The organism is Nocardioides endophyticus, from assembly GCF_039543845.1.
Lineage (GTDB): Bacteria > Actinomycetota > Actinomycetes > Propionibacteriales > Nocardioidaceae > Nocardioides > Nocardioides endophyticus.
On record NZ_BAABKN010000019.1, the window covers coordinates 303,598 to 328,676 of the forward strand.

General features: G+C 70.6%; 31 protein-coding genes. 22 read left to right on the forward strand and 9 right to left on the reverse strand.

All coding sequences use genetic code 11. From position 1 onward, the window contains the following. The first annotated feature begins 3 nt into the window (after positions 1-3). From sufU to ABEA33_RS16050, 3 genes are all read left to right on the forward strand, one after another. Positions 4-456 (forward strand): Fe-S cluster assembly sulfur transfer protein SufU, encoded by a 453-nt coding sequence (sufU, locus tag ABEA33_RS16040; protein WP_345527830.1) that lies wholly within the window; start codon positions 4-6, stop codon positions 454-456. Then, positions 449-832, forward strand: a complete 384-nt coding sequence (locus ABEA33_RS16045) for a metal-sulfur cluster assembly factor (RefSeq protein WP_345527831.1) — start codon at positions 449-451, stop codon at positions 830-832. The genes sufU and ABEA33_RS16045 overlap by 8 nt, the downstream gene beginning before the upstream one ends. Positions 833-1,003: 171 nt before the next feature. Next, positions 1,004-1,612: an acVLRF1 family peptidyl-tRNA hydrolase gene (locus ABEA33_RS16050; RefSeq protein WP_345527832.1), complete on the forward strand. Its 609-nt coding sequence runs from the start codon at positions 1,004-1,006 to the stop codon at positions 1,610-1,612. A gap of 16 nt (positions 1,613-1,628) precedes the next feature. On the opposite strand, the gene ABEA33_RS16055 is transcribed toward ABEA33_RS16050, so the two are convergent. Beyond that, positions 1,629-2,357, reverse strand: coding sequence for a metallopeptidase family protein (locus ABEA33_RS16055; protein WP_345527833.1), 729 nt, complete (start codon positions 2,355-2,357; stop codon positions 1,629-1,631). A gap of 131 nt (positions 2,358-2,488) precedes the next feature. Here ABEA33_RS16055 and ABEA33_RS16060 point away from each other — a divergent pair, with 131 nt between their 5' ends. Beyond that, the gene (locus tag ABEA33_RS16060) at positions 2,489-2,851 is read left to right on the forward strand and encodes a YciI family protein (protein ID WP_345527834.1); all 363 of its coding nucleotides are present in this window, start codon (positions 2,489-2,491) and stop codon (positions 2,849-2,851) included. 29 nt (positions 2,852-2,880) lie between these two features. Here ABEA33_RS16060 and ABEA33_RS16065 read toward each other — a convergent pair whose 3' ends face one another. Next, positions 2,881-3,156, reverse strand: coding sequence for a hypothetical protein (locus ABEA33_RS16065; RefSeq protein ID WP_345527835.1), 276 nt, complete (start codon positions 3,154-3,156; stop codon positions 2,881-2,883). A gap of 36 nt (positions 3,157-3,192) precedes the next feature. Between ABEA33_RS16065 and ABEA33_RS16070 the strand changes: the two genes are divergently transcribed. The 3 genes from ABEA33_RS16070 to ABEA33_RS16080 are packed head-to-tail and all read left to right on the forward strand — an operon-like array spanning position 3,193 to position 6,597. Beyond that, positions 3,193-4,104, forward strand: coding sequence for an ABC transporter ATP-binding protein (locus tag ABEA33_RS16070; RefSeq protein ID WP_345527836.1), 912 nt, complete (start codon positions 3,193-3,195; stop codon positions 4,102-4,104). After that, positions 4,101-5,672 carry an ABC transporter permease gene (locus tag ABEA33_RS16075; RefSeq protein ID WP_345527837.1) on the forward strand — a complete coding sequence of 524 codons (1,572 nt, stop codon included), beginning with the start codon at positions 4,101-4,103 and terminating at the stop codon, positions 5,670-5,672. Before ABEA33_RS16070 ends, ABEA33_RS16075 begins: the two co-directional genes overlap by 4 nt. Positions 5,673-5,682: 10 nt before the next feature. Continuing rightward, the gene (locus ABEA33_RS16080; RefSeq protein ID WP_345527839.1) at positions 5,683-6,597 is read left to right on the forward strand and encodes a phosphotransferase; all 915 of its coding nucleotides are present in this window, start codon (positions 5,683-5,685) and stop codon (positions 6,595-6,597) included. A gap of 44 nt (positions 6,598-6,641) precedes the next feature. On the opposite strand, the gene ypfJ is transcribed toward ABEA33_RS16080, so the two are convergent. Beyond that, positions 6,642-7,571, reverse strand: coding sequence for a KPN_02809 family neutral zinc metallopeptidase (gene ypfJ, locus ABEA33_RS16085; RefSeq protein ID WP_345527840.1), 930 nt, complete (start codon positions 7,569-7,571; stop codon positions 6,642-6,644). 87 nt (positions 7,572-7,658) lie between these two features. Here ypfJ and ABEA33_RS16090 point away from each other — a divergent pair, with 87 nt between their 5' ends. The 4 genes from ABEA33_RS16090 (at position 7,659) to ABEA33_RS16105 (ending at position 12,817) form a co-directional block, all read left to right on the forward strand. Next, entirely contained in the window at positions 7,659-9,257 is a 1,599-nt protein-coding gene (locus ABEA33_RS16090) for an ABC-F family ATP-binding cassette domain-containing protein (RefSeq protein ID WP_345527841.1), read from the forward strand. A gap of 15 nt (positions 9,258-9,272) precedes the next feature. Then, positions 9,273-10,058 (forward strand): enoyl-CoA hydratase/isomerase family protein, encoded by a 786-nt coding sequence (locus ABEA33_RS16095; RefSeq protein ID WP_345527843.1) that lies wholly within the window; start codon positions 9,273-9,275, stop codon positions 10,056-10,058. A gap of 9 nt (positions 10,059-10,067) precedes the next feature. Further along, positions 10,068-11,951 carry an ABC transporter ATP-binding protein gene (locus ABEA33_RS16100; RefSeq protein WP_345527844.1) on the forward strand — a complete coding sequence of 628 codons (1,884 nt, stop codon included), beginning with the start codon at positions 10,068-10,070 and terminating at the stop codon, positions 11,949-11,951. Between the two features lie 110 nt (positions 11,952-12,061). Beyond that, complete coding sequence (locus tag ABEA33_RS16105; RefSeq protein WP_345527846.1) at positions 12,062-12,817, forward strand: SDR family oxidoreductase; 756 nt, start codon at positions 12,062-12,064, stop codon at positions 12,815-12,817. On the opposite strand, the gene ABEA33_RS16110 is transcribed toward ABEA33_RS16105, so the two are convergent. Continuing rightward, positions 12,703-13,677 (reverse strand): SURF1 family cytochrome oxidase biogenesis protein, encoded by a 975-nt coding sequence (locus tag ABEA33_RS16110; RefSeq protein ID WP_345527847.1) that lies wholly within the window; start codon positions 13,675-13,677, stop codon positions 12,703-12,705. The two genes, ABEA33_RS16105 and ABEA33_RS16110, sit on opposite strands and share 115 nt — an antisense overlap. A gap of 69 nt (positions 13,678-13,746) precedes the next feature. On the opposite strand from ABEA33_RS16110, the gene moaA reads away from it, so the two are divergent. Then, on the forward strand, positions 13,747-14,739 hold the full coding sequence (gene moaA, locus ABEA33_RS16115) for a GTP 3',8-cyclase MoaA (RefSeq protein ID WP_345527848.1): 993 nt from the start codon (positions 13,747-13,749) through the stop codon (positions 14,737-14,739). 149 nt (positions 14,740-14,888) lie between these two features. Here moaA and ABEA33_RS16120 read toward each other — a convergent pair whose 3' ends face one another. Both ABEA33_RS16120 and ABEA33_RS16125 read right to left on the reverse strand, forming a co-directional pair. Further along, positions 14,889-15,107 carry an acetone carboxylase gene (locus tag ABEA33_RS16120; RefSeq protein ID WP_345527849.1) on the reverse strand — a complete coding sequence of 73 codons (219 nt, stop codon included), beginning with the start codon at positions 15,105-15,107 and terminating at the stop codon, positions 14,889-14,891. 123 nt (positions 15,108-15,230) lie between these two features. Beyond that, complete coding sequence (locus ABEA33_RS16125; RefSeq protein ID WP_345527850.1) at positions 15,231-15,557, reverse strand: DUF3099 domain-containing protein; 327 nt, start codon at positions 15,555-15,557, stop codon at positions 15,231-15,233. Positions 15,558-15,686: 129 nt separating this feature from the next. Here ABEA33_RS16125 and ABEA33_RS16130 point away from each other — a divergent pair, with 129 nt between their 5' ends. The 4 genes from ABEA33_RS16130 (at position 15,687) to ABEA33_RS16145 (ending at position 18,048) form a co-directional block, all read left to right on the forward strand. Beyond that, positions 15,687-15,899, forward strand: a complete 213-nt coding sequence (locus tag ABEA33_RS16130; RefSeq protein ID WP_345527851.1) for a dodecin — start codon at positions 15,687-15,689, stop codon at positions 15,897-15,899. 140 nt (positions 15,900-16,039) lie between these two features. Beyond that, positions 16,040-16,765: a 3-oxoacyl-ACP reductase FabG gene (gene fabG / locus ABEA33_RS16135; RefSeq protein ID WP_345527852.1), complete on the forward strand. Its 726-nt coding sequence runs from the start codon at positions 16,040-16,042 to the stop codon at positions 16,763-16,765. A gap of 1 nt (position 16,766) precedes the next feature. Continuing rightward, positions 16,767-17,537, forward strand: coding sequence for an enoyl-ACP reductase FabI (gene fabI / locus ABEA33_RS16140; protein ID WP_345527853.1), 771 nt, complete (start codon positions 16,767-16,769; stop codon positions 17,535-17,537). 1 nt (position 17,538) lies between these two features. After that, complete coding sequence (locus ABEA33_RS16145; protein WP_345527854.1) at positions 17,539-18,048, forward strand: SixA phosphatase family protein; 510 nt, start codon at positions 17,539-17,541, stop codon at positions 18,046-18,048. 93 nt (positions 18,049-18,141) lie between these two features. On the opposite strand, the gene serB is transcribed toward ABEA33_RS16145, so the two are convergent. After that, on the reverse strand, positions 18,142-19,368 hold the full coding sequence (serB, locus tag ABEA33_RS16150; RefSeq protein WP_345527855.1) for a phosphoserine phosphatase SerB: 1,227 nt from the start codon (positions 19,366-19,368) through the stop codon (positions 18,142-18,144). 81 nt (positions 19,369-19,449) lie between these two features. Between serB and ABEA33_RS16155 the strand changes: the two genes are divergently transcribed. Beyond that, a complete protein-coding gene (locus tag ABEA33_RS16155) occupies positions 19,450-19,809 on the forward strand; it encodes a VOC family protein (RefSeq protein WP_345527856.1) in 360 nt (119 codons plus the stop codon). Between the two features lie 8 nt (positions 19,810-19,817). Here the strand turns inward: ABEA33_RS16155 and ABEA33_RS16160 are convergent, their stop codons facing one another. Continuing rightward, positions 19,818-20,552 (reverse strand): hypothetical protein, encoded by a 735-nt coding sequence (locus ABEA33_RS16160; RefSeq protein ID WP_345527857.1) that lies wholly within the window; start codon positions 20,550-20,552, stop codon positions 19,818-19,820. A 54-nt stretch (positions 20,553-20,606) separates the two neighbouring features. On the opposite strand from ABEA33_RS16160, the gene ABEA33_RS16165 reads away from it, so the two are divergent. The 4 genes from ABEA33_RS16165 to ABEA33_RS16180 all read left to right on the forward strand — a co-directional run bounded on the left by ABEA33_RS16165 (position 20,607) and on the right by ABEA33_RS16180 (position 23,883). Continuing rightward, positions 20,607-21,401 carry an ABC transporter ATP-binding protein gene (locus tag ABEA33_RS16165; protein WP_345527858.1) on the forward strand — a complete coding sequence of 265 codons (795 nt, stop codon included), beginning with the start codon at positions 20,607-20,609 and terminating at the stop codon, positions 21,399-21,401. Between the two features lie 74 nt (positions 21,402-21,475). After that, positions 21,476-21,937 carry an NfeD family protein gene (locus ABEA33_RS16170; RefSeq protein WP_345527859.1) on the forward strand — a complete coding sequence of 154 codons (462 nt, stop codon included), beginning with the start codon at positions 21,476-21,478 and terminating at the stop codon, positions 21,935-21,937. 27 nt (positions 21,938-21,964) lie between these two features. Next, positions 21,965-23,122, forward strand: a complete 1,158-nt coding sequence (locus ABEA33_RS16175) for an SPFH domain-containing protein (protein ID WP_345527860.1) — start codon at positions 21,965-21,967, stop codon at positions 23,120-23,122. After that, a complete protein-coding gene (locus ABEA33_RS16180) occupies positions 23,119-23,883 on the forward strand; it encodes a sulfite exporter TauE/SafE family protein (RefSeq protein WP_345527861.1) in 765 nt (254 codons plus the stop codon). Before ABEA33_RS16175 ends, ABEA33_RS16180 begins: the two co-directional genes overlap by 4 nt. 49 nt (positions 23,884-23,932) lie before the next feature. On the opposite strand, the gene ABEA33_RS16185 is transcribed toward ABEA33_RS16180, so the two are convergent. Next, complete coding sequence (locus ABEA33_RS16185; protein WP_345527862.1) at positions 23,933-24,289, reverse strand: DUF4267 domain-containing protein; 357 nt, start codon at positions 24,287-24,289, stop codon at positions 23,933-23,935. Positions 24,290-24,341: 52 nt separating this feature from the next. Between ABEA33_RS16185 and ABEA33_RS16190 the strand changes: the two genes are divergently transcribed. Continuing rightward, positions 24,342-25,001, forward strand: coding sequence for a nitroreductase family protein (locus tag ABEA33_RS16190; protein WP_345527863.1), 660 nt, complete (start codon positions 24,342-24,344; stop codon positions 24,999-25,001). The last annotated feature ends 78 nt before the right edge of the window (positions 25,002-25,079 follow it).

Below are 25,079 nucleotides of genomic sequence, written 5' to 3' on the forward strand. Positions count from 1 at the left end.
CAGATGAGCACTGAACTCGACAGCCTCTACCAGGACATCATCCTCGACCACGCGAAGCGTCGGCTGAACGCCGGCCTGCGCGAGCCCTTCGAGGTCGAGGTGCACCACGTCAACCCGACGTGCGGCGATGAGGTCACTCTCCGGCTGTACCTCGACGGCGACGTCGTGCGCGACATCTCGTACGACAACCAGGGGTGTTCGATCTCGACGGCTTCGGCGTCGGTGATGAGCGACCTGCTGATCGGCAAGACCGTCGCCGAGACGAAGCCGATCCACGACGCGTTCCTCGAGATGATGCGCGGCAAGGGTCAGGTGGAGCCCGACGAGGACGTCCTCGAGGACGCGATCGCCTTCGCCGGTGCCGCCAAGCTGACCGCGCGCATCAAGTGCGCACTCCTGTCCTGGATGGCCTTCCAGGACGCCCTCGTCCGAGCCCAGGAGGACTCCCATGCCTGACACCCAGCCCATCGCCCACAGTGATCTCCCCGACGTCCCGGAGGCGAGCGGCGGTGTCGGCACGTCGACCGTGTCCATCGACGACGTCACTGAGGCGATGAAGGACGTCGTCGACCCCGAGCTCGGCATCAACGTGGTCGACCTCGGCCTCGTCTACGGCGTGCACCTCGACGAGGACTCGAACGCCGTCATCGACATGACGCTGACCTCCGCGGCCTGCCCGCTGACCGACGTGATCCAGGACCAGACGAACGGCGCCCTCGAGGGCCTCGTCAACGACGTCCTGATCAACTGGGTCTGGATGCCGCCGTGGGGCCCGGACAAGATCACCCCCGACGGCCGCGAGCAGCTGCGGGCCCTCGGCTTCAACGTCTGAGGTCCGGGGTGCTGCGGCGAACGAAGTGAGCCGCAGCACCCCGAGGAGGTTGAGGGAGCCCCGCGGGCGAGCTTGCGAGCCCAATGGGCCGGGAACGTCATGCGGACAGAGCAAGCGGTTGCTCGCACCGTATGACCTCCCAGGGGGTCGAGACCCCCGTACGCTGCGGGCGTGGCCCAGGTGACGGTGCCCCCGGAGCGGTTCGTCCGCTGGGTGGCGAACTTCGAGGAGCGGCATGGCGGTGCCACGCTCCGGGCCGAGGAGGGCGCCCTGTCGGGCCACGCCGCCGACGGCTCGACCTTCCGGGCACACCCGCCCTTCGCGGCGTCGTACGCCGGGGGGCCGGAGGCCGCCGCGTTCGTCGACTCGCTGCAGGTGCCCGATGCCTGGGGGGTGCTGCTGGTGCGCAAGGGCGGGTTCGCGATCGCCCGGCTGGCCGGGACGGCGATCACCGACAGCAAGGTCGGCCAGCGGCACGTGCAGGGGCGGACGAAGGCGGGCGGTCAGAGCCAGCAGCGGTTCGCCCGGCGCCGTGACAACCAGGCGCGGCAGGCCTACGAGGCCGCGGCCGAGCACGCCGCGCGGATCCTCGACGGACTGACCGGGCCGATCGTCACCGGCGGCGACCGGACCGCGGTCGACGAGGTGCTCCTCGATCCGCGGCTGCGGAGGTTGACGGTCGTCGGGCCGTGGCTCGCCGTACCCGACCCCCGCCGCGGTGTCCTCGAGCAGGCGGTCCGGGACGCGTGTGCCGTCCAGGTCGAGGTGCTGAACGCCTAATGCGTGTGCTGGGTGTTCAGGCCCAGCCGAGCTCGCGCAGCTCGGTCTCGGACATGCCCATCGCATGGCCGACTTCATGCACCAGCACGGTCCGCACCCGGCCCGGTACGTCCTCGATCCGCTCGCAGACCTCGACGATCGGGATCCGGTAGAGGGTGATCGTGTCCGGGAGGGTGCCCGGGGCGCGGCCGTAGTGCGAGGTGCGCGGGACGCCGCGATAGAGCCCCAGCAGCAGGACTCCGGGACGACGCTCGGCCTCGGCCTGCTCGTCCTCGACGAGGACAGCGATCTCGTTGACGACGGAGATCACCCAGTCGGGCAGCGAGTCGAGCGCGTCGACGACCATCGCCTCGAAGGCATCGGACGGCACAGCGGCGGGGTCCATGGACCGAGTATGCAGTCCGGCCGAGGGGATCAGGGTGGTCATGGTGCCGACCGACGAGCGTGACGTGGCCGCCCCGCGACCTTGCTGGAGTGCCACTGCCGGCGGCAGACCGGTGATCTCCTGGACGTGCGGCGCACCGACCTGCTGCAGCAGCCGGCGAGCGTACGGCGCGACCGACTCGAAGTAGCGCCGCTGCGCTTCGGCGTACAGCGTGCCGAAGGCGAGGGACGACTTCCCCGAGCCGGACACCCCGGTCAACGCGACCATGGCATCGCGGGGGATGTCGACATCGACGTTGCGCAGGTTGTGCTCGCTGGCCCCGCGGACGTGCACGAAGTGGTCGGTCACGTCGGTGTTCACCCAGGCCCCGTACCCCTTCGGGGCGAAGCGCACCCGAGATCGGCCCGAACGGTGTCGTATCGATGGGTCGCCGTTCGTGGTGAGGTAGGAGGCCGGTCATCGGGACCGTCCCGGATACGAGGAGAAGTGGGATGACGCACTACTTGCTGGCTGTGCACGCCCCGGCCGAGATGGACGAGTTCGGCAACTACGGCTCCAAGGAGGAGATGGAAGCGGCATTCGCCGCGACCGGCGCCTTCAACGACCAGCTCCGCGCGGACGGCTACTGGGTGTTCGCCGGGGGGCTTCAGTCGGCATCGACCGCCACCGTCGTCGACGGCCAGGGTGAGACGCCGCTGATGACCGACGGCCCCTACCTCGAGACCAAGGAGCTCATCGCCGGCTTCTGGGTGATCGAGGCGCCCGATCTCGACGTGGCGCTCCGGCTCGCCGCCGCAGGGTCCAAGGCGTGCCGTGGCAAGGTCGAGGTCCGTCCGTTCGACGGTCTCGCCTGAGTGGAGGCGGTGGGCTCCAGAGACTCACCCTAGAGGCCGAGGTCGCGCTTACGGTCGTCCCACCGCTGGGCCATCGCCGCCAGTTCCTCCCGCACGAACTCCAGGAACGCGACCGAGACGGCCAAGCGGTCCCGGGCGCCCGGGGGAGCGGCCGCTGCGGCAGCCGTGAACGCAGCTTCGATCGCGGCGTACGTGTGGTCGCCCGCGAGCAGGGCCCGCCGCCAAGCGTCGTCGTCGACGACGTAGACGTCGCGGCGGGTGCCGCGTTCGCGTTCGCGACGGGTCCAGCCGACCTGTTCGAGCACCCGGACCGCACCGGAGACCGCTGTAGCGTCGATGCCGTGACCGACGACGTCATCGAGATCAACGCACTGGTGAAGAGGTTCGGAACCGTCACGGCGCTCGACGGGCTGGACCTGAACGTCAGGGCGGGGGAGGTGCACGGCTTCCTCGGGCCCAACGGTGCCGGCAAGTCCACGACGATCCGGGTGCTGCTCGGGCTGTTGCGCAAGGATGGCGGTGAGGCCCGCCTCCTGGGCGGTGACCCGTGGCGCGAGGCCGCCGAGCTGCACCGCCGGCTCGCCTACGTGCCAGGCGACGTGAACCTGTGGCCCAACCTCACCGGCGGTGAGGTGATCGACCTGCTGGGCCGGCTCCGCGGCGGATTGGACGAGCGCAGGCGCAGGGAGCTGTTGGAGCGCTTCGACCTCGATCCCTCCAAGAAGGGCCGCAGCTACTCCAAGGGCAACCGGCAGAAGGTCGCGCTCGTCGCCGCGCTCGCCTCGGACGTCGAGCTGCTCGTGCTCGACGAGCCCACCTCCGGCCTGGACCCCTTGATGGAGTCCGTCTTCCGGGAGTGCGTGGACGAGTTCCGGGCCGAGGGACACTCCGTGCTGCTCTCGAGCCACATCCTGGCCGAGGTCGAGCGCCTGTGCGACCGCGTGAGCATCATCCGGACGGGCAGGTGCGTCGAATCGGGCACGCTCGCCGAGCTGCGCCACCTGACTCGGACGTCCATCACCGCAGACCTCGCCTCGACCCCGGAGGGCCTGTCGAGGCTCCCCGGGGTCCACGACGTGGCGATCGACAACCGCCGGGTGCACCTCGAGGTCGACACCACCGCACTCGACGCCGTCCTGGACGCGTTGCAAGCGGCCGGGGTCCAGTCGCTGACCAGTCAGCCGCCGACACTGGAGGACCTGTTCCTGCGTCACTACGGTGACCGGCTGCAGGGAGCCGAGGGCGAGCGGTGACCGGGACGCGCACCTTCCTGTGGCTCTTCGTGCGCCGCGACCGGTGGCTCTACCTGTGGTTCGGCCTCGGGAGCGCGCTGCTCTACGTCAGCCAGGCGTGGAGCGTCGACGGCCTCTACACGACGCAGGCAGAGTTCGACCGCGCCGCGGCCGGGATGGAGAGCAACGCCGCCCTGATCGCGATGGCCGGCCCGGCCCGGGCACTCAACACGACCGGTGGCCAGGTCACCTGGCAGTCGACCGCGTTCGGCGCCGTGGTGATCGGCCTGATGACGATGTTCATCATCGGTAGGCACACGCGCGCCGAGGAGGAGACCGGCCGCGACGAGCTGCTGCGGTCGGCTCCCGTCGGCCGCTACGCCGCCATGACGGCCGCAGTCCTCGACGCGATGCTGGCGAGCGTGGTCACGGGGGCGCTGGTCTCGGCGGGCCTGATCGCCTACGGCCTGGCCGTGGCCGACTCGCTGGGCCTCGGGATCGGCCTGGCGCTCTGCGGCTGGTTCTTCACCGGCACCGCCCTGCTGGCCGCCCAGCTGACGGCCAGCACGCGCGCGGCGTACGGCATCGCCGGAGTCGTGATCGGCGCGGCGTACGTGCTCCGCGCCATCGGTGACGTCAGCGTGCCGGCGCTGAGCTGGTTGTCGCCGATCGGCTGGTACCAGGCCATGCACGCGTTCTCGGGTCTTCGCTGGTGGCCCGCGCTGCTGCTCCCTGTCGGCGGCGCGATCGCCACGGCCGCGGCGTACGCCGTCTTCGACCGGCGCGACTACGGGAGCGGTGTGATGGCGACCCGCCCGGGGCCGACCCACGCGGGGTGGGACCTGCGCGGCGGTTGGGGGCTGGCGTGGCGGCTCCAGCGTCCGGCCTTCCTGGGATGGTTCGCCGGCCTCGCGGTGTCCGGGCTGTCGTTCGGAGTGATGGGCGACGACGTCAGTGACCTGGTCGGCGACTCCGAGCTCAGCAAGCAGATGATGCTGCAGGGGCAGGGTGACATCGTTGACTCGTTCTACGCCACGCTCTTGGCGATGCTCGCCCTCCTGGCCTGTGGCTTCGCCGTCTCGTCCGCACTCCGTCCGCACGGTGAGGAGGACGGCGGACGGCTGGAGACGCTGCTGGCCACCGCCCTGCCGCGGAGGACCTGGCTCGCCGGCCACGTGCTCGTGACCGTGCTCGGGACCGCCGCGGTGCTGGGGGCCTCCGGGTCGGGCCTCGGGGTGAGCTTCGCGCTCGTCACCGGCGACGGCGGGGCCGTCGGTGAGTACACCCTCGGCGTGCTGTCCTACCTGCCGGCGGTGCTCGCGCTCAGCGGCATCGCGCGCCTCCTGTACGGCGTGGCGCCACGGCTGTCGTCCCTGTCGTGGCTCGCTCTGCTGCTCGCTGCGGTCGTGCTGCTCTTCGGCGAGGTGCTGCGGTTGCCCCAGTGGTTCCAGGACCTCTCACCGTTCGAGCACCTCGCGTTCGTGCCGGCGGAGGACTTCCGGTGGGCGCCGTTCCTGGTCCTGGCCTCGCTGGCCGCTGTCCTGAGTGTCGCGGGCCAAGTCGCCTTCACCCGGCGCGACGTGCACTAGCCTGCCGAGCATGTGGCAGCCCGAACCCGGGTGGCACTCGCTGCCCGGCGGTAGCGGTGCCTCGACGGTTGGTGTCTGGAGGACGGTCCTCGGCGACCAGCCAGTGGTCGTGAAGCGGCTGTCGCGACCCGGTGACGCCGACCCGTCGGAGCTCACCGATCCGCGTCACTTCGCCTACTGGCGCCGCGCCGCCGACGTGGTGACAGCGGCGACCGTCGTCGACACACCCGGCCTGCGCTCGGCCGGCCTGGGTGCCGTCGACGAGGACGAGGAAGGCATCACGATCACCCAGGAGTGGGTGGAGGACTCGTCCAACAGTGGCCTCTTCTCCGCCCGGGCGATGGGGGAGTTCGCCGGCGCCCACCTCGAGGCCGCACCGTGGCTGGCCCGCAACCAGCTCCGCGACCGGCTGGCACGCGTCGAACGGTCCGGCGGCTGGCAGACCCTCGCACGCACCACTGTCGCCGACGTCGCCGACCACCTCTGGAGCCGCCGGGTCGAGCTGCTCGCTGCCGTCGACGCGCTGGTCCAGGTGCCGCAGCACGGCGACGCCGTACCCGCCAACCTGCTCGGCCGTTCCGGCGACGACGTGGTGGCCATCGACTGGGGAACCCTCGGCACCGGCCCGGTCGGTGCCGATGTCGGCTACTTCGCCCTGAGCGCCCGCGAGGAGCTCGAACCGCTCCTCGACGCCTACCTGCTGGGGATGCCCGACGGCCTGGCCACCCGCGACGAGGTGACGCTCGGTGCGCGGGTGACCGCCGTCTACACGGTGCTCAACCGCGCCGAGTGGGCGCTGGCCCGCGCCGCTCGCGGCGAAGGTGCGCTGGCCGGGAAGTTCCGGCACCCCGCCGTCGCGCCGCACCTGCGGGCGCTGCAGCGGCAGTTCCCGCACATCGAGGCTCTGGTGGAGGGGCCGACGTGACGACGCTCGGTCTCCTCGTCTCGTGCTGACCGCCGAACCGACAGTCAGAGCGCCCCCGCAGCGAACGTGTCACACGCCTCGAGCGTGCCCTCGGTGAAGCCGGTCTGGAACCACTTCACCCGCGACTTCGCCGACCCGTGGGTCCAGGACTCCGGGTCGACGTCGCCGCCGGCGGACTCCTGGATCCGGTCGTCACCGACCGCCGTCGCGGCGTCGATCGCCTGCTGGATGTCGTCGTCGGTGAGCTCGGTGATCAGCACGTTGCCGTCCTCATCTTGCGTGCTGGTCGCCGCCTTCGCCCACATGCCGGCGTAGCAGTCGGCCTGCAGCTCGAGGCGTACGGCGTCGCTCTTCGGACCCTGCTGGGTCTTCACCCGGCCCATGGTGCCCAGCAGGTTCTGGATGTGGTGCCCGTACTCGTGGGCGAGCACGTAGGGCTCCACGAAGCCACCGTCCGGGCCGCCGAGCTGCTTCTCGAGGACGTCGTCGAAGAACGTCGTGTCGAGGTAGATGGTGCGGTCCGTGGGGCAGTAGAACGGGCCGACGGCGGCCGTCGCCGAGCCGCAGCCGGTGCCGATGCCGTCCGTGAACGTCTCCACCTTCTGCTCGGCCTCGAACGCCGTGCCGGACTGGTCGGGCAGCGCGTCGGACCAGTAGTCGTAGAGCGAGTTCTCGACCGCGACCCGGGCACAGTCGGCGCTCTTGTTCGCGTCCTCGCCGGTCTTGCAGCCCTCGTAGCGCCCGGTGTCGGACATCCGGCTGGTGTCGTAGTCGCCGGAGGAGCCCCCGGGCAGGCCGCCGCCGGCGAGCATGCTGATCGCCACGATGATCACGATGACGATCACGCCGCCGATGCCACCACCCGCGAGACCGCCGGGGATGGGGATCCCGCCCCCGGCGCTGCGGCTCGCTCCAGAGCGGCCCGCATCGCCCATCCGGCGGGTGTTCAGCCGTGCCTTCGGGTTGAACCGCATTGCCGCTCCTGACGTGCGTGCTACGTGACGGGGGACACCAGCGCCGATGCCCGGTTGGACCGTACCCACATCTACGCTTGAGTCCTCATGATCACCGCCCACAAGCTCGAAGTCCGCGCCGGAGCACGACTGCTCATGGAGGACGTCAGCTTCCGCGTCGCCGCCGGCGACAAGGTCGGTCTGGTCGGCCGCAACGGCGCCGGCAAGACGACGCTCACCAAGATCCTCGCCGGCGAGGCACTCCCCGCTGCCGGATCGGTGCAGGCCACCGGCGACGTGGGCTACCTCCCGCAGGATCCGCGCATCGGCGACCCCGAGGTCCTGGCCCGCGACCGGATCCTCTCCGCACGCGGCCTCGACGACGTCGTACGCCGGCTGCGGCAGTCCGAGGCCGACATGGGCAGCGACGATCCCGCCGTACGCGAGAAGGCGATGCGGCGCTACGAGCGTGCCGACGCCGAGCTGCACGCCGGTGGTGGGTACGCCGCCGAGTCCGAGGCGGCCACGATCGCGAGCAGCCTCGGGATCGAGGAGCGGATCCTCGCTCAGCAGCTCAAGACCCTCTCCGGTGGGCAGCGGCGTCGCGTCGAGCTGGCCCGGATCCTCTTCTCCGGCGCCGAGACGCTGCTCCTCGACGAGCCGACCAACCACCTCGACGCCGACTCCATCGTGTGGCTGCGCGACTTCCTGAAGGCGCACAAGGGCGGGCTGATCGTGATCAGCCACGACAACGCGCTCCTGGAGCAGACCGTCAACAAGGTCCTGCACCTCGATGCCAACCGCGGCGAGATCGACGTCTACAACATGGGCTGGAAGGCCTACCTGACGCAGCGCGAGACCGACGAGAAGCGTCGCAAGCGCGAGCGGGCCAACGCCGAGACGAAGGCCAAGACGCTCACCGACCAGGCCAACAAGATGCGCGCCAAGGCCAGCAAGGCCACCGCAGCGCAGTCGATGCTCAAGCGCGCCGAGAAGATGATGGCCGGCCTCGAGGGGGAGCGCGCCGCCGACAAGGTCGCGCGGATCAAGTTCCCCGCCCCCGCACCCTGCGGGAAGACTCCGCTCACCGCGGCCGAGCTGTCCAAGTCCTACGGCTCGCTCGAGGTCTTCATCGACGTCGACCTGGCGATCGACAAGGGCTCTCGGGTCGTCATCCTCGGCCTCAACGGCGCGGGCAAGACGACGATGCTGCGGATCCTGGCCGGCGTCGACCAGCCCGACACCGGCGCCGTCGTACCCGGCCACGGGCTGAAGATCGGCTACTACGCCCAAGAGCACGAGACGCTCGACGTCGACCGCACCGTGCTCGAGAACATGCAGAGCGCGGCCCCGCAGCTGACCGACACCGAGGCGCGCTCCGTGCTCGGCTCGTTCCTCTTCTCCGGCGAGGACGCGCACAAGCCCGCCAAGGTGCTCTCCGGTGGCGAGAAGACCCGTCTCGCGCTCGCGTCGCTGGTCGTCTCCAGTGCCAACGTGCTGCTGCTCGACGAGCCCACCAACAACCTCGACCCCGCCTCCCGCGAAGAGGTGCTGGCCGCGATCCGCACCTATGAGGGCGCGATCATCCTGGTGACGCACGACGAGGGCGCCGTCCGCGCGCTCGAGCCGGACCGGGTGCTGCTGCTTCCCGATGGTGATGAGGACCTCTGGAACGAGGACTACGCCGACCTGGTGTCCCTGGCCTGACCTAAGGTCTGGGGCATGGACCCGAAGACGCTCGAGGACGCCGGCCTGCAGTACGACGTGACGGGCCCGGTCGCGACGATCACCCTGCACCGGCCCGAGGTACGCAACGCCCAGACCCCCGCCATGTGGCACGCCCTCGCGGCCATCGGTGACGAGCTGTCCGACGACGTACGCGTGGTCGTCCTGAAGGGCGCGGGCGCTGCCTTCTCGGCCGGCCTCGACCGCAGCATGCTCGACCCCAGCACCGCTGGCGAGGGCTCGGTCGTCGCGCTGATGGGCAAGTCCGACGAGGAGGTCTCGGCCGCGATCGACGGGTACCAGCGCGGCTTCACCTTCCTGCGCGACCCGCGCTTCGTCTCCATCGCCCAGGTGCACGGCTACGCCATCGGCGCCGGCTTCCAGCTTGCGCTCTCGTGCGACCTGCGGGTCGTCGCGGACGACGTGCAGTTCTGTATGAAGGAGTCGGCGCTGGGCCTGGTGCCCGACCTGACCGGAACAAAGCCGTTGGTCGAGAGCGTTGGCTATGCCAGGGCGTTGGAGATCTGTGCCACGGCGCGGATGATCGGCGCGGAGGAGTCGGTGGACATCGGGCTCGCGCTCGCCGCCGTACCCGCAGCCGAGCTGGAGGCGACCGTGGCCGACCTGGTGGCGGCCCTGACCGCACCGATGGCCGGCGCGGTGCGTGAGACCAAGGCGTTGCTGCTGAGTGCAGCGGATCGAAGCCTCGAGGACCAGCGTCGGCTGGAGCGCGAGGCACAGACCCGCCGCTTCCGGGAGCTGGTCGCGCTGATGGGCCACTAGGGAGAGACCATGTCGGGGATGCAGGGCTCGGGTGCCGCCTGGCGGCACCTGCGATCGGACCGGAGCATCGTCCACAATCGGATCGAGGGCGGCACCGTACGCCGAGTCTTCGGGTTCGCGCGTCCGCACCGGCGACTGATCACCGTCTTCCTGCTGCTGACCGTCATCGACAGCTGCCTGGTCGTCGTCTCGCCGCTGTTGGCGAAGCACATCATCGACGACGGCATCGTCGGCGGCGACGCCCAGCTGGTGACGATCCTGGCGCTCGCGATGGCGGGCGTGGCACTGGTCGGCGCCGTGCTGTCGGTCTTCGAGGGCTGGCTCTCGTCCCGGATCGGAGAGGGCCTGATCTACGACCTGCGCACCCGAGTCTTCGGTCACGTGCAGCGTCAGTCGCTCGCGTTCTTCACCCGGACCCAGACCGGTGCGTTGGTCTCGCGCCTCAACAACGACGTGATCGGCGCCCAGCGCGCCTTCACCTCGACCCTGTCGAGCACGGTGGCCAGCACGATCTCGGTGGTCGTGGTGGGCGTGGCCATGCTCGCGCTGAGCTGGCAGGTCACGCTGCTCTGCCTGGCGATCTTCCCGCTGATGCTGCTGGTGTCCCGCTGGGTCAGCGGTCGTCTCGCCGGCCTCACCCGGCAGCAGATGGACGGCAACGCCGACATGGGCAACGCCATGACCGAGCGGTTCAACGTGGGCGGCGCGATGCTGCTCAAGCTCTTCGGCCGCCGCGGCGAGGAGGACGAGCTGTTCGCCCGCAAGGCCGCCACCGTGCGCGACCTCGGCATCCGGATCTCGCTGCTCACCCGCATCTTCGCGGCGTCGATGATGGCCGTGCCGGCGCTCGCGACTGCCCTCGTGTACGGCGTCGGTGGTCACCTGGCGGTCGACGACGCGCTCACCGTCGGCACCCTGATCGCGCTCGCGACCCTGCTGCTACGCCTCCTTGGGCCGCTGCAGAGCCTCTCCAACGTCCGGATCGACGTGATGACCGCGTTGGTCAGCTTCGAGCGGGTCTTCGAGGTGCTCGACCTGCCGTCCCTGATCGAGGAGAAGCCGGACGCCGTGACGCTGCCGCGGTCGGCCGCGCGCCTGGAGTTCGACCACGTCGGATTCGGCTACCCGCGTGCCGACGACATCTCGCTGGCCTCCCTGGAGACCGTCGCTCGGAAGGAGTCGCGCGAGGGAGGACCGGTGCTGAACGACATCGGGTTCGTCGCCGAGCCCGGGCAGATGGTCGCGCTGGTCGGCCCGTCGGGCGCCGGCAAGACGACGATCACCCACCTCGTGGCGCGGTTGTACGACGCCAACACCGGCGTGGTCCGCGTCGGCGGCCACGACGTCCGCGACGTCACCCTGCAGTCTCTGGAGGACGTCGTCGGCTACGTCACCCAGGACGCCCACATGTTCCACGACACGATCCGGACCAACCTGCTCTACGCGCGCCCCGGTGCCAGCGACCCGGAAGTCTGGGCGGCCCTGGAGGCGGCCCAGATCGCGGCTTTGGTGCGGGCGCTGCCCGACGGCCTCGACACGGTCGTCGGGGACCGTGGCTACCGGCTGTCCGGAGGGGAGCGGCAGCGGCTCGCGATCGCCCGGCTGCTGCTGAAGGCCCCCGCGATCGTCGTACTGGACGAGGCGACGGCGCACCTGGACAGCGAGTCCGAGGTCGCCGTACAACGCGCGCTCGACGCCGCTCTCGAGGGCCGGACCTCGCTGGTCATAGCGCACCGGCTCTCGACGGTGCGCAACGCCGACCAGATCCTGGTCGTCGAGGCAGGGAGGATCGTCCAGCGCGGCACCCATGCCTCGCTGCTCGCCGAGGGCGGGCTGTACGCCGACCTCTACCGCACCCAGTTCGTCGAGGATCTTCCTCCGACCCACGTCTGAGCGAGGTTCAGAGGTCTCAACACGCCGGTCGCGGCCTCGTTCCTCGCTCGCGTGGCTCGCTCGACCACCAGCAGGGAGTCCACTGCCGCGTCCTCGCTAGGTTTGGTGTCATGGATCTCGAGCTCGCCGACCGTGTCTACGTCGTCACCGGGGGAGCCCGCGGCCTGGGGCGCGCCACCGCCGACGCTCTGGTCGAGGAGGGCGCCCGCGTCGTCCTCTCCGGCCGCAACGAGGAGTCGCTCGCGGCTGCGCAGCGGGTGCTGGGCGATGCGGCCGAGACGGTCGTCGCCGACAACGCGGACCCGGCGACCCCCGACCGGTTGATCCGGTCGGCGCTCGACCGCTGGGGGCGCCTCGACGGCGCGCTGGTGAGCGTCGGTGGCCCGCCCATGGGCTCGGTGGTCACGACTACCGACGAGCAGTGGACCGCGGCGTTCGCATCGGTCTTCCTCGGGGCGGTGCGGGTCGGCCGCGAGATCGGCAAGGCTCTCCCGCACGGCGGCTCGCTGGCGTTCGTGCTGTCGTCGAGCGTCCGGGCACCCCTCGCGGACATGGCGATCTCCAACGGCCTGCGACCCGGCCTGGCCATGGTGGCGAAGACGCTGGCTGACGAGCTCGGTCCAGCCGGTGTACGCGTGAACGGGCTGCTGCCCGGCCGGGTCGGCACCGACCGGGTCGCCGAGCTCGACGCGGCGACCGGTGACGCCGAGGCCGCTCGCGCGGCGGGCGTCGCGACGATCCCGTTGCGTCGCTACGGGGAGCCGGAGGAGTTCGGCCGGGTCGCGGCGTTCGTGCTCTCGCCCGCGGCGTCGTTCGTGTCCGGCGTCATGCTGCCGGTCGACGGGGGCATGCTCCGCGCCCTGTGAGCGTCGCGGGCGGCGCGCTCGTCGGCGTACGCCTTCTGGTACGCCGCCTTGACCGCCTGCTTGTGGGCGTTCTTGGCCGCACGCCGGGACTTGCGCTCGGAGAGGGCGGCCTCGCTGGCGGACGTCTCATCGGGGCGCAGCGAGCGGCGCTCGTCCCAGGCGAGGTAGCCGAACCCGAAGAGTGCCAGGAGCCCGAAGAACCACCACTGCAGCCCGTAGAAGAAGTGCGGGCCGTTGTCGAGCTCGGGCAGCTCGACCGGCTCGAGGTCGGCGGCCGGTCGACCGTCCTCGGTGTCGAGGACGACGAAGCCGCCGTAGACCTCCTGGCCGATGGCCTTGCCGATCCGCTCGCTCGAGATCGACCGGGTTGAGTGGTTGCTGACGTTGGTGCTGTCACCGTAGGCGTCGGCGCGGACCCAGCCCTCGACGGTCACCTCGCCGGTGGGGGGCACGGGTACGTTGGCAGGGCTGGCGCCCTCGTTGTCGGCCGCCATCCAGCCGCGGTCGACGAGCAGGGTCGCACCGTCGGTCGTGACCAGCGGGACGACCACGTCGATGCCGGAGGCGCCGTCACGCGTGCGGTAGCGGACGATCACGGTCTCGTCCGCGTCGTACGTGCCGGTGGCCGTGACCTGGCGCCACTCGTCGTCCTCGATGACCGATCGTCCGGGAGCCAGGACGTCGCCCACGGGAGCGGGTGCGCGGTCCTCGTTGGCGCGGACGACCGCGTTGCTGGCCTTGCGGTCGTCGAGGCGGTGGAACTGCCACTGGCCGAGCCACCAGGCGGCGTAGCAGAGCAGCACGACGACGACTGCGAAGAGCAGCCAACGCCGACTGATGAGAAAACGCCAGGACCGCACGGGTCGAGGCTAGTCGTCCCCGGGGCGGCGTTCGTGGTCGGCCTCAGGCGAGGTCCCTAGACTGTGGTGATGACGACACAGCGCCTCGATGACCGCTTCGGTCGGGTGGCAACGGACCTACGGGTCTCGTTGACCGACCGGTGCAACCTGCGCTGCAGCTACTGCATGCCGGCGGAGGGGCTCGACTGGCTACCGGACGAGTCCGTGCTCACCGAGGACGAGATCGTCCGGCTGGTCCGGATCGGGGTCCAGCAGCTCGGGATCCGCGAGGTCCGGTTCACCGGCGGTGAGCCGCTCGTGCGCCGCGGTCTGGTCGACATCGTCCGGCGCAGCCACGAGCTCGGCGTCGAGACGTCGCTGACGACCAACGCGCTCGGGCTGGCCCGGATGGCCGAGGCGCTCGCCGCGGCCGGGCTCGACCGGGTCAACGTCAGCCTCGACAGCGTCCGTCCCGAGACCTTTCATGCCATCACCCGCCGCGACCGGCTCAAGGACGTGCTCGCCGGTCTCGAGGCGGCCCGCGCGGCCGGGCTGGGCCCGATCAAGATCAACGCCGTACTCATGCGCGGCCACAACGACGACCAGGCGCCCGAGCTGCTGCGCTGGGCGCTCGCCGAGGGCTATCACCTGCGATTCATCGAGCAGATGCCGCTGGACGCCCAGCACGGCTGGTCACGCGACGCGATGATCACCGCCGACGAGATCTTCGGCTGGCTCGAGGCCGAGTTCGTGCTGAGCCCGGCGGTCGAGCCGCGGGGGAGTGCTCCCGCCGAACTGTTCCAGGTCGACGGTGGACCGGGGACGGTCGGTGTCATCGCCTCCGTCACCCGACCCTTCTGCGGCGACTGCGACCGGGTGCGGCTGACCGCCGACGGTCAGATCCGCAACTGTCTCTTCGCCCGCGAGGAGTCCGACCTCCGGGCCGCTCTGCGCGCCGGCGCCACCGACGACGAGATCGCGGACCGCTGGGTGATCGCGATGCGGGGCAAGCGCGCCGGCCACGGCATCGACGACCCGACGTTCCTGCAGCCGGACCGGCCGATGTCGGCCATCGGCGGGTGATCACGAGCGCGTCAGCGGGCGTGATCGTTGGTGGTTGAGCAGCGACCGGGGACGCGTCAGCGGACCTGATGGAGCGTGTCGAGACCCGGTGAGCCGGGTGGCAGCCCGGCTGAGCCTCGGTGGTTGAGACAGGCGCTAACGCGCCTTCCTCAACCACCGATCGTGTGCGGTACGACGTCCTTCAGGAACTGACGCGCGCCCAGGAAGTCGGACAGCGAGCCCTTGTGGTCGTCACAGGCCAGCCAGATCTTGCGGCGGTCCGGGGTGTGCAGCTTGGGGTTGTTCCACAGCAGCTCCCACGTGGCCGGAGCCTGGCAGCCCTTGGCGGAGCAGACGTCCGGCTCGGTGGCCGGCTGGGCGTCCGTCACGGCGTGCTCCTCCTGAAATGTGAAGTGGTGCCAGACAACCACGGGGGAAGCCGTCCGGCACCACAGCGAGCCAGGACGGGGGAGACCCGGCTCGCGTGGATTCTGTCACCCAGTCGGGTGAAGTCAAGGGTGAGGACGATCCTCACCCGAAGTGTCTTGCTTGGCGTCGAGCTCGCGCACGTAGCGACCGTCCGGCAGGTCGATGCCGTCGTCCTTCGTCATCACGGCGTTGGCCATGACGACGGCGACGTACGGCAGGATCAACGCCCCGGCGATCAGGATCGGCCATAGCCATCCGATGTGCGCCAGCGCCGCGATGATGGCCCCGACGAAGCAGAGCGAACGCAGCGTCATCGAGATCAGGTAGCGCTTCTGCCGGCCCGCGATCTCGTCATTGCGGTTCGACGCGGCCGTGGTGATCCGGACCGCCTCGTCACGGTGCGGACTCATCGGCCGACTTCCGTGTCGGCGCAGGTCGCGGGCCATTCGTCCATCGTACGTCGGTAGGGTCGGCTACCGAGGCCTGCCCCAAGCCGTCCCATCAAGCCGTCCACTGCAGGCCCATTATCGGAGGTCATCATGACGAACCGCACCTACCGCGTCACCGAGATCGTCGGCACCTCGCCCGACGGCATCGACGCGGCCATCCGCAACGCCGTCGACCGCGCGGGCAAGACGCTGCGACACCTCGACTGGTTCGAGATGACCCAGGTCCGCGGACAGGTCAAGGACGGCCAGGTCGAGCACTTCCAGGTCGGTCTCAAGGTCGGCTTCCGGCTCGAGGACGACTGACATGGTCTCGACCCGCCGGATGCGACCTCGCGAGCCCGGTCGCACGGCTGCTCGACCTGGCTGCTGGGTCTCGGGCCTCGCAAGCTCAGCCCGAGGCAGCCTATTTCCGTGTACCGGCGGGTAGTCGATAGCGTCGCCACGTGAGCGAACCAGACCAGACGACAACCCGCTCCGTGCTCGTCACGGGCGGCAACCGAGGGATCGGCCGGGCCATCGCGGAGGCGTTCGTGGCGAACGGCGACAAGGTCGCAGTCACCACTCGCAGCGGCGGCGCACCGGAGGGCACGCTCGACATCCGGTGCGACATCACCGATGCGGGACAGGTCGAGGCGGCGTTCGCGCAGATCGAGGAGGCCCACGGACCGGTCGAGGTGCTCGTCGCCAACGCCGGGATCACCGCCGACACGCTTCTCCTGCGGATGACGGACGACGACTGGACCTCGGTGATCGACACCAACCTCACCGGCTCCTTCCGACTGGCCAAGCGCGCCGCCAAGGGCATGCTCCGGCTGCGCCGAGGCCGGATCGTCTTCATCTCCTCGGTCGTCGGACTGCTCGGCTCGGCCGGGCAGGTCAACTACGCCGCGTCCAAGGCGGGCCTCGTCGGCATGGCGCGCTCGATCGCACGCGAGCTCGGCTCCCGGTCGATCACGGCGAACGTCGTCGCGCCGGGCTTCATCGAGACCGACATGACCGGCGTGCTGAGCGACGACCAGAAGGCCGCCATCAAGGCACAGGTGCCGTTGAGCCGGTTCGGCTCGGTGGATGACATCGCAGAGACCGTGCTGTGGCTGACCGGCCCCGGCGCGGCGTACGTCACCGGGGCAGTCATCCCGGTCGACGGTGGACTCGGAATGGGGCACTGACATGGGCATTTTGGACGGCAAGCGGATCCTGGTCGCCGGCGTGACGATGGACAGCTCCATCGGCTTCGCGACGGCGAAGGTCGCGCAGGAGCAGGGCGCGACCGTGCTCATCTCGAACTTCGGGCGCGCGCTCGGCATCACCCGACGGATCGCCAAGCGGCTGCCGGTCGAGCCGCCGGTGCTCGAGCTCGACGTGACCGACGAGGATCACCTCGCCGGGCTCGAGGCGCAGGTGCGCGAGCACGTCGACGGTCTCGACGGCGTCGTCCACTCGATCGCTTACGGCAACCCGGAGACGCTGCTGGGCGGCAAGTTCCTCACCGGCCCCTGGCCGGACGTCGCGCAGGCGGTGCAGGTCTCGGCGTACTCGCTCAAGTCGCTGGCGGAGGCTTCCCGACCGTTGATGGGTCCTGGCGGCTCCATCGTCGGGCTCACCTTCGACGCGACGGTGGCCTGGCCGGCGTACGACTGGATGGGCGTGGCCAAGGCGGCGCTGGAGTCCACGTCGCGCTACCTGGCCCGCGACCTCGGCCCGCACGGCATCCGCTCCAACCTGGTGTCCGCCGGGCCGCTGAAGACGCTGGCCGCGAAGGCGATCCCGGGCTTCGAGGACCTCGAGTCCATGTGGAGCGACCGCGCACCGCTGGGCTGGGACAACACTGACCATGCGCCGACCGCGCGGGCTGTGTGCGCCCTGCTCTCCGACTTCTTCCCGGCCACGACCGGCGAGATCATCCACGTGGACGGCGGCCTGCACGCGATGGGTGCGTGACATGTCCTCGCGTCGCCTGGTGGTGATGCGGCACGCGAAGGCCGAGCAGGACGGCCCGACCGACTTCGAGCGACCCCTGGCCTCGCGCGGACGCCGCGATGCCGAGGCTGCTGGCGCGTGGCTGGCGTCGCAGGGCGTGGCGCCCGACCACGCGCTGGTGTCCGCGGCGCTGCGCACCCAGCAGACCTGGGAGTCCGTCGCATCTGGTGCCGGCTGGACGCTGTCTCCCGACTTCGACCGGGGGCTGTACGCCGCTGGCCCGGAGAGCGCGCTGGACATCGTCCGGCTCGTGCCCGACTCGGCGTCCGTGCTGGTCGTGATCGGTCACAACCCGACGATGGCGGTCCTGGCGCAGCTGCTCGACGACGGCAGCGCCGACGCCGAGGTGGGCGCCTCGATGGCCGGTGACTTCCCGACCAGCGCGGTCGCGGTCTTCTCGTACGACGGCGCCTGGGCCGATCTGGGCGAGGGCACTGCCCGGCTCGAGGCGTTCCACGTGGGTCGCGCCTGAGCGACGTACTCGTCAGCCGAAAGCTCCCGACACGCCGTTGCAGCAGCGGCGTGTCAGCGGGTTTCCCCGGGCAGCCGGGGAAACCCGCATCCCTCAGACCGGCGGCGCCGGCGTCACGATCCCGGCCTCGGCATCGGCCGCGACGATCTCCTCGCGGGAGATGCCGAGCAGGTACATGATCGCGTCGAGGTAGGGGACGTTGACGGAGGTGTCGGCGGCGTCCTGCACCACGGGCTTGGCGTTGTAGGCGATGCCGAGCCCGGCGGCGTTGAGCATGTCGAGGTCGTTCGCACCGTCGCCGATGGCGATGGTCGCGGCCTCGGGCACGCCGATCTCGGCCGCGAACTCACGTAGCGCTGCCGCCTTGCCGGCCCGGTCGACGACCGGGCCGAGGATCCGGCCGGTGAGGACACCATCGACGATCTCCAGCTCGTTGGCGCGGGAGAAGTGGATGCCGAGGTCGTCGGCCAGGCGGTCGACGAGCTGGCTGAACCCACCGGAGACCAGCGCGAACCGGTAGCCGAGACGACGCAGGGTCCGCACGAGTGTCCGGGCGCCGGGCGCGAGCACGATGGCGTCGTACACCTCGTCCAGCGCGCTCTCCGGCACGCCCGCGAGCAGGGCGACGCGCGAGCGCAGCGACTCCTCGAAGTCGAGCTCTCCGCCCATGGCAGCGGCCGTGACAGCGGCGACCTCTGCCTCACAGCCGGCGTATGCCGCGAGCATCTCGATCACCTCGCCTTGGATCAGCGTGGAGTCGACGTCCATCACGATCAGCCGGGTGCCGCGGCGCAGCAGGTTGGCGGGCTGGACGGCAATGTCGATGCCCTGCGTCGCGGCCTCGGCGGCGAGGACGGTGCGCAGCGCATCGGTGTCGACACCAGAGACGTGCAGGTCGATCGCCGTGACCGGGTAGCGCGCCATCCGCTCGATGCGGTCGATGTTGGCGCCCGCGTCGGCGATCCGCCCCGCGACCGCCGCCATCGCGGAGGCCCGCAACGGCGTGCCGATGATCGTCACGTGCGAGCGGCCCTCGCGCCGGGACTTGTTGTCACCGACGCCGCGGTCGATGTCGACGCTCATGCCGAGCGCCTCGGCGGTCTCATCGACCGCTGCGCGCACCCTCTTGGGGTTGCGGGGGGCGGTCACCAGGATGCCGAGGATGAGCCGGCTCCGGAGCACGATCTGCTCGATGTCGAGCACCTCGACGCCCGCACCCGAGAGCGCGGTGAAGACGGATGAGGTCACGCCCGGGCGGTCCTTGCCCGAGAGCGTGATGAGGAGGGTCTCCGGCTTGTCGCCTGGCTGCACGTCAGTCATCTCAGTCGGCAACGCTATCGCTGTTGCCGGTGCACTCGGCGCCGGCGCCCGGATGTCGGAGGCGGGTCGTAGCGTCGGGGCATGACCAACATCCATCACACGATCGACTACGTCGAGCTCAACGTCGGCGCGACGATGGCCCAGACCCGGGCCTTCTACGAGCAGGCGTTCGGGTGGACGTTCAACGACTACGGGCCGGAGTACGCCGGGATCCGGTGGTCCGACGGCGAGGGAGAGGTCGGCGGGCTCAGTGCCGCCAAGGAGGGCAGCCGCGGTGGACCGCTGGTGCTGCTGTACTCCGAGGACCTGGACGCCACCGTCGAGAAGGTCCGCGCGGCCGGAGGAGAGGTGATCGAGGACGCGTACGAGTTCCCCGGGGGGCGCCGCTTCCACTTCATCGACCCGGCAGGCAACGAGCTCGGGGTGTGGGCGTCCAGCTGATGCGTGCCCTACTCCGGCGGCCAGACCTCGGGCGAGCAGGCGGCGACCAGCGCGCGCCTCCCGGCGCGCGCCAGTGGCCGTAGCGCGGCCTCGCGCGCCGCTGTTTCGGCGGCGGTGACGGCACCCCCGTCGTCCTCCAGCGCGAGGTCGACGATCCCGATCGCCTGCAGGCCGCGGGAGGCGAGCTCGACGCACCGGGGCGGTACGCCAGCCGGAGCGCCGACCGGGGCGCGGTGTCGCAGGTTGAGCAGCTCGTCGGCCACCTCGGGCCGCCACCGGGCGACCTCGAGCGCGGCCAGCGAGTTGGCCGAGTCGATCAGGGCACTGCGCAGGAGCCGGTCGGCCTCACCCACGTCGGGCAGCTGACGCCGCGCGGCGGGATGGGCCGTCCAGATCACGGCGGCCCCGGTGCGGTGCGGGACGAGACCGACCCCGGCGTCGGCGGCCACGATGGCCTCGCCGGCCTCCAGGGCGTCGGCGTTGAAGGCCGCTGGGCCGCCGAGACCGACCGGGTCGCCCTCAGTTGGGAACGCCGCCCCCAGTGCCGACGCGCCCGCGAGCCGTAGCCGCCCGAGCGCGGCGACGAGCGTGTCGGTGCTGGCAGCGCCCGGCAGACCGGCCACGGCGTGGGTCGCGTCGTCGCCGAGCACGGCGTCGACCACGAGGTCGGTGACGACGTGGCCGCGTAGCCACGCCGTACCCCACCAGGCGAGTCTCGCGGAGGCTGGGAGCACAGTGGTCACGGCCGGTGAGGATACGCGGTGGAGACTCATCGAGCAGTGGATAGGGTGTGCCGCATGACAGCTGTCCTGGACTTCGCCGATGTCACCATCAGGCGGGGGCAGGCCACCTTGCTGGACCGAGTCAGCTGGCGCGTCAACGACGACGAGCGGTGGGTGATCCTCGGCCCCAACGGCGCCGGGAAGACCACGCTGCTCCAGGTGGCGAGTGCCCAGATCCACCCGACCGAGGGTGTTGCCGGCATCCTCGACGAGGTGCTCGGCGCCGTCGACGTCTTCGAGCTGAGGCCACGCATCGGCATCACCAGCGTCGCGCTCGCCGAGCGCATCCCGCGCTCCGAGCGCGTCCATGACGTGGTCGTGTCCGCGTCGTACGGCGTCGTGGGCCGGTGGCGCGAAGAGTACGACGAGCTCGACCACGAGCGCGCCACAGACCTGCTGACCGAGGTCGGGGTGATGCACCTGGTGGACCGGACGTTCGGCACCCTCAGCGAGGGGGAGCGCAAGCGCGTCCAGATCGCGCGGGCCCTGATGGCCGATCCCGAGCTCCTCCTGCTCGACGAGCCGGCCGCCGGCCTCGACCTCGGCGGTCGTGAGGATCTCGTGTCGACCCTGTCGGTCCTCGCTGCCGACCCGGCGTCGCCGGCGACGGTCCTGGTGTCGCATCACGTCGAGGAGATCCCGCCCGGGTTCACCCACGCCCTGCTCCTCCGTCGCGGCCAGGTCGTCTCGTCCGGCCCGATCGACGAGGTGATCACCGCGGCCAACCTCTCGTCGGCGTTCGGGATGCCGCTCGTGCTCAACCACGAGGACGGTCGCTGGAACGCTCGACGCCGTACCCGGCAGAGGTAGGAGTCAGAGCTGAGTGGCGCCTGGACACCGCCCTGTACGGGAAGCGGATTCGGTGGTGCCACTAGGCTTTGGCCATGGACTGGCTGAGCGAGCACGCGTGGGCGGTCTGGCTGGGGGTCGCCGCGTTTCTCGGCATCGCCGAGCTGATCAGTCTCGACCTCGTGCTGGCGATGCTCGCTGTCGGAGCCGGCGGTGGTGCCATCACGGCCGCGCTGGGCGGCCCCGTCGCTCTGCAGATCATCGTCGCGGGCATCACCGCGATCGCGATGCTCGCCCTGGTCCGTCCCTCTCTGGTCGCCCGGTTGCACCAGGGGCCTGACCTGGTGCTCGGCACCAAGAAGCTGGTCGGCCAGCGTGCGACGGTGACCCAGCGGATGACCGGTCTCGCAGTCGGCCAGATCAAGCTGGCGGGCGAGACCTGGAGCGCCGCGCCGTACGACGAGCACGTCGCGATCGAGGTCGGCGAGACCGTCGAGGTCTTCGAGATCCGCGGTGCCACGGCCTACGTCCATCCCGTCCCTGAGCTCGACAGCTGAACCCCTGAGCGTGAAGAGGAGTCCTCGGTGCCACTCGCCATCCTGATCCTGCTGGCCCTGCTACTGCTGTTCGTCGTGGTGCTGCTCGCCAAGACGGTCCGCATCGTCCCCCAGGCGCGGGCGGGGGTCGTCGAGCGCTTCGGCAAGTACCTGAAGACGCTGCCCGCCGGTCTCAACATCGTCGTGCCCTTCGTCGACAAGGTCCGCTACGTGATCGACCTGCGTGAGCAGGTCGTCAGCTTCCCGCCGCAGCCGGTGATCACCGAGGACAACCTGGTGGTGTCGATCGACACGGTCATCTGGTTCCAGGTCACCGACCCGATCGCGGCGACGTACGAGATCGCCAACTACATCCAGGCCGTCGAGCAGCTCACCATGACGACGCTGCGCAACATCGTCGGTGGCATGGACCTCGAGCAGACCCTGACCAGCCGCGAGGAGATCAACACCGGCCTGCGTGGCGTGCTCGATGAGGCGACCGGCAAGTGGGGCATCCGCGTCAACCGCGTGGAGATCAAGGGCATCGACCCGCCGCCGTCCATCAAGGACGCGATGGAGAAGCAGATGCGTGCCGACCGCGACAAGCGCGCGTCGATCCTCACCGCCGAGGGTCAGCGGCAGTCCTCGATCCTCACGGCCGAGGGCAACAAGCAGTCCGCGATCCTGAACGCCGAGGGTGACCGCGAGTCGCAGATCCTGCGGGCCCAGGCCGACCGCGAGTCCTCGATCCTGAGGGCGCAGGGTGAGGGGCAGGCCATCCAGACGGTCTTCCAGGCCATCCACGACGGCAACCCGGACCAGTCGCTGCTGGCCTACCAGTACCTGCAGATGATGCCGAAGATCGCCGAGGGCGGCGCCAACAAGCTCTGGATCGTGCCGAGCGAGATCGGCAAGGCGCTCGAGGGCCTGGGCTCCACGATGACGGACCTCGCGGGGATCCCGCAGCACTCGAGCGGCTCGAAGACGCGCGTCGACATGGGCAGCACCGAGCGCGCCGCGCTCGGCGGCAGCGGTGCCCTCGCCGACTCGGAGCTCAAGAAGGCCAACGCGGCCGTCGAGGCCGCGATCGCCGAGGCAGCCCAGGCCGCCAACCCACGCGCCGCGGTCCGACCCGAGACGACCGACCCGTCCATCGACCCCGGTGAGGTACCCCCCGCCCCGCCGGAGGAGCCGCCCACTTCGTGAGTGTCTTCGAGATCATCGCGGTCCTGCTCGCCGGGACCGCGGCCGGAACCATCAACACGGTCGTGGGCTCCGGGACGCTGATCACCTTCCCGACCCTGCTCGCGTTCGGCGTCCCGCCCGTCACCGCCAACGTCTCCAACACCATCGGGCTCGTGCCCGGGTCGATCTCGGGTGCGATCGGCTACCGGCGCGAGCTCGCCGGCCAGCGGTCGCGCGTGCTGCGGCTCAGCGTCGCGTCACTGATCGGTGGTACGGCGGGCGCCGTACTGCTCCTGGTGCTGCCGGAGGACGCGTTCACGGCGATCGTGCCGGTGCTGATCGTGCTCGGACTGGTGCTGGTCGTCTGCCAGCCGCGGATCTCTGCGTGGGTGGCCAAGCGGCACGAGGCGGCGGGTGGCATGCCGCACCACGGGACGTGGTGGGTGTGGCCCGGCGTACTCGGCACCGGTGTGTACGGCGGCTACTTCGGTGCCGCCCAGGGCGTCCTGCTGATGGCGGTGCTCGGCACCGGCGTCGACGAGTCGCTCCAGCGGCTCAACGGCATCAAGAACATCCTCGCCGCCGTCGTCAACGCGATCGCGGGACTGATCTTCGCGATCGTCGCCGACGTCGACTGGTGGATCGTGCTGCTCATCGGCATCGGCTCGGTCATCGGTGGGCAGATCGGCGCCACCGTCGGTCGCCGGCTCCCGCCCGTGGGGCTCCGGATTGCCATCGTGGTGGTCGGGACCGTGGCGCTGGTCGTCTTCCTGCTGAGCTGACCGGGACACGCCGGTTGGTGACCAACCGGCAGACCTTGAGGCCCGGAGCTCAGCGCCGGAAGAGCCCCAGTGCGCCCGACGCCATCGCACCGACTGCGGGCGCGATCAGGGTCATGGCGGTCTTGCGGGACACCGAGCCGTCCTGCATGGCGAAGTAGCCGGTGGCGGCGTCCGCGCCGTCGACCAGGATGCCGAGGCCGATCAGCCCGCGTTGGGCCTTGCCCCGGGCGACCAGCGTGACAACGCCCAAGGCGATCTCACGGGAGCCGAAGAGCCGCACCACGTAGGGGACCTGGGGGTTGGTCACCGGGTCGAGCTGGAACATCTTCGCCGCGGCCTGCGGGTTGGCGAGCGCCGCGGCGCCGACCGCGATCCGTCCGAGGGAGAGGCCGATCACAGGGTTCATGGCGTGCACGCTAGCGGTCGCCCGGTGACCGCGCTCATGACAGGCTCGACCCATGGACCTGTACGACGTGATGCGGACGACCCCGGCCGTCCGGGAGTTCACCGACGAGCCCCTGCCCGACCGGACCCTGCACCGGATCCTCGACCACGCCCGGTTCGCGCCGAGCGGCGGCAACCGCCAGGGGGTGCGGATCATCGTCGTACGCGACCAGCAGACCCGGGAGCGCCTCGCCGAACTCAATGAGCCCGCGATACGCCGCTACGTCGCGCAGATCAAGGCCGGCCAGAGCCCGTGGAACAGTCTCGAGCCGCCGATCCCGACCGCAGACGAGATCGCGGCGACCGACGTACCCGAGGCGTTCACGAAGCCTGTGCTCACCGCTGGCGCGGTGCTCGTCGTCTGCGTCGACCTCGGGGTCGTCGCCTCGACAGACCAGGACCTCGACCGGGTCGGTGTCATCAGCGGCGCCTCCGTCTACCCCATGGTGTGGAACATCCTGCTGGCCGCTCGCAACGAGGGCTACGGCGGCACGATCACGACCATGGCCGCCGCCGAGGAGCCGGCCGTCCGCGGCCTGCTCGGCATCCCGGACCAGTACGCCGTCGCGGCGGTGCTCCCCATCGGCAAACCGGTCAAGCAGCTCACCAAGCTGCGCCGCAACGAGGTCGAGGAGTTCGTGACCCGGGAGACCTTCGACGGCCAGCCGTTCTAGTCGCCGGGTGCCGGTCCTGGCGATTTCGCATGTAACGCGGTGTTAGGTGCTCTGGTGACCTCGCCCTTGTTCTAACGG